Origin of the sequence: Streptomyces sp. ID05-39B (assembly GCF_033794725.1) — a bacterium.
Taxonomy (GTDB): domain Bacteria; phylum Actinomycetota; class Actinomycetes; order Streptomycetales; family Streptomycetaceae; genus Streptomyces; species Streptomyces bobili.
On sequence record NZ_JARGEF010000451.1, the window covers coordinates 1 to 2,690 of the forward strand.

Below are 2,690 nucleotides of genomic sequence, written 5' to 3' on the forward strand. Positions count from 1 at the left end.
TCACCCCACCCACCCACGCCGCACCACCGCAGGGGACGATAGGCGGCGCCGGTCAGCCCGGCACCGTCGACGGCAGCTATCTCGTGACGCTCGGGGAGGGGGTGCGGGCACCGGCCGCAAGCCAGGGCATCGCCGCACGGTACGGGGTGCGGATCAGCCACACCTACGGCACTGTCCTCAACGGTTTCGCCGTCGAGGCGAGCGCGGGACAGGCACGGCGGCTCGCGGCCGACCCGCGGGTGGTGTCGGTCGTCCAGGACACCCGGGTGGCTCTCGACGCGGCCCGGCGGACCGCACCTTTGCGAACCGCCCGGACCCGGCAGCGGCCCGCCTCCTGGGGCCTCGACCGCCTCGATCAGGCGGGCCTCCCCCTGGACGGCGGCTACACCGCGCCGGCCTCCGCGGGGGCCGGGGTGACGGTGTACGTCATCGACACCGGCGTACGGATCACGCACCGCGACTTCGGCGGCCGGGCGTCGTACGGGTGGGACTTCGTGGACGGCGACCGCACCGCCGGGGACGGCAACGGCCATGGCACCCATGTCGCCGGGACCGTCGCGGGCACGAGCGCCGGGGTCGCCGGGAAGGCGAAGGTGGTCTCCGTCCGGGTGCTGGACGACGCGGGCGCCGGCACCACCGCGCGGGTCATCGCCGGCATCGAATGGGTCACCCGGCACGCGAGGAAGCCGGCGGTCGCCAACCTCAGCCTGGGCGGCCCGTACAGCGCGCAGCTGGACGCGGCCGTCCGCGCGTCGATCCGCTCCGGCGTGACCTACACCGTCGCCGCCGGGAACGAGGGCCGGGCGGCAGCCCTGTACTCCCCCGCCGACGTCAAAGAGGCGATCACCGTCGGCGCGACCGACCGCCGGGACGTCCGCCTCGGCTACTCCAACCACGGCTCGGCCCTCGACCTGTTCGCCCCGGGGGTGTCCATCATCTCGACGGCGCACACGAGCGACACGGGGCGCGCGACCTGGTCCGGTACGTCGATGGCGGCGCCGCACGCGGCGGGCGTGGCCGCGCTGTACCTGGCCACGCGTCCGAGGGCCACGCCCGCGCAGGTGCAGCGGGCCCTGGTCGCGGGGGCCACGAACGGCAAGGTGTCCCGCCGCGGCCCCGGTTCACCGGACAGACTCCTGCGGGTCCCGCGTCCGTAGGGCCTGGCAGGACCTGCCCGTAGGACAAGCCGCACGAACAGGGCCAGACTTTGTGAATACATACGCGCCAGTAGTTAACAACGTGCCGGATTGCTCACCCGAACAGGGTGGGAAGGCTCCTCCGGTACGGGACCCTTACGTCGCAGGACCCACCTCCCCACATCCATCCGCCCACCCTCGTTGATGCGGACAGGAGCGGTCATGCCCGCCACGCACCACTCGTCAGCACCCCCGACACCCCCTCGCGCCGCAGCGCCACCATCCTCCGAGCGTCCCGCAACCGCCGGACCGGCCGCCCCGGAGCGATCCTCCGCGAAGCGGTCGTCGCCGGAGCAGTCGCCGATGGAACAGCCAGCGCCTCAGCAGTCGGCGCCCCAGCAGTCACCGACCGGGCAAGCACCGACCGGGCAGTCACCGCCGCAGCGGTCGTCGCCCGAGCGGTCCGCCGCGGGGGGCGGGACCGCCGTGGGGCGTATACCCGTCCTCGATGTCCGGCCGGTCGTCCTGCGCGGCCGGCGGCCCGCCAAGGCCGTCGCCGGAGAGACGTTCCAGGTCTCGGCCACCGTGTTCCGCGAGGGTCACGACGCCGTCGCCGCCGACGTCGTGCTGCGCGATCCCGACGGCCGCCGCGGCCCGTGGACGCCGATGCGCGAGCTGGCACCCGGCACGGACCGCTGGGGCGCCGACGTCACCCCGGACGCGCCGGGCCACTGGACGTACACCGTCGAGGGCTGGAGCGATCCGGTCAGCACCTGGCGGCACCACGCGCGCATCAAGATCCCCGCGGGCATCGACACCGGCCTCGTCCTGGAGGAGGGCGCCCTGCTGTACGAGCGCGCCGCCGCCGGTATCCCCGAGGCCGCGGAGGGCGCCGCGGCGAAGCGGGACGTCCTGCTCGCCGCGGTCGACGCCCTGCGCGACGAGTCCCGCCCGGCGGCCTCCCGGCTGGCGGCGGCACTCGACCCGGAGGTGGACGCGGTGCTGGCCCGCCATCCGGTGCGCGAGCTGGTCACCGAATCCGAGACGCTGCCGTTGCAGGTGGAGCGGGAGCGGGCGCTGTACGGCTCCTGGTACGAGTTCTTCCCGCGCTCGGAGGGCACCCCCGAGCGCCCGCACGGCACGTTCCGCACGGCCGCCCGGCGGCTGCCCGCGATCGCCGCGATGGGCTTCGACGTCGTCTACCTCCCGCCCGTCCATCCGATCGGTACGACCTTCCGCAAGGGCCGCAACAACACCCTCGACCCCGGCCCCGAGGACGTGGGCGTGCCCTGGGCGATCGGCTCACCCGAGGGCGGGCACGACGCGGTGCACCCGGATCTCGGCACGATCGACGACTTCGCGTGGTTCGTGCAGCGGGCGAGAGAGCAGGGCCTGGAGATCGCGCTGGACTTCGCGCTCCAGTGCTCGCCGGACCACCCGTGGGTGCGCGAACACCCCGAGTGGTTCCATCACCGTCCGGACGGGACGATCGCCTACGCCGAGAACCCGCCGAAGAAGTACCAGGACATCTACCCGATCGCCTTCGACGCCGAC

2 protein-coding genes are annotated in these 2,690 nt (G+C 74.1%); both read left to right on the forward strand.

Features of this window, described 5'->3' with window-relative positions:
• Positions 1–1,157, forward strand: a 1,157-nt coding sequence (locus P1P75_RS40920; RefSeq protein WP_319264957.1) for a S8 family peptidase, incomplete at its 5' end; no start/stop codon positions are given.
• Between the two features lie 201 nt (positions 1,158–1,358).
• Positions 1,359–2,690: maltotransferase domain-containing protein (locus P1P75_RS40925; protein WP_319264960.1), on the forward strand; the 1,332-nt coding region annotated here is incomplete at its 3' end.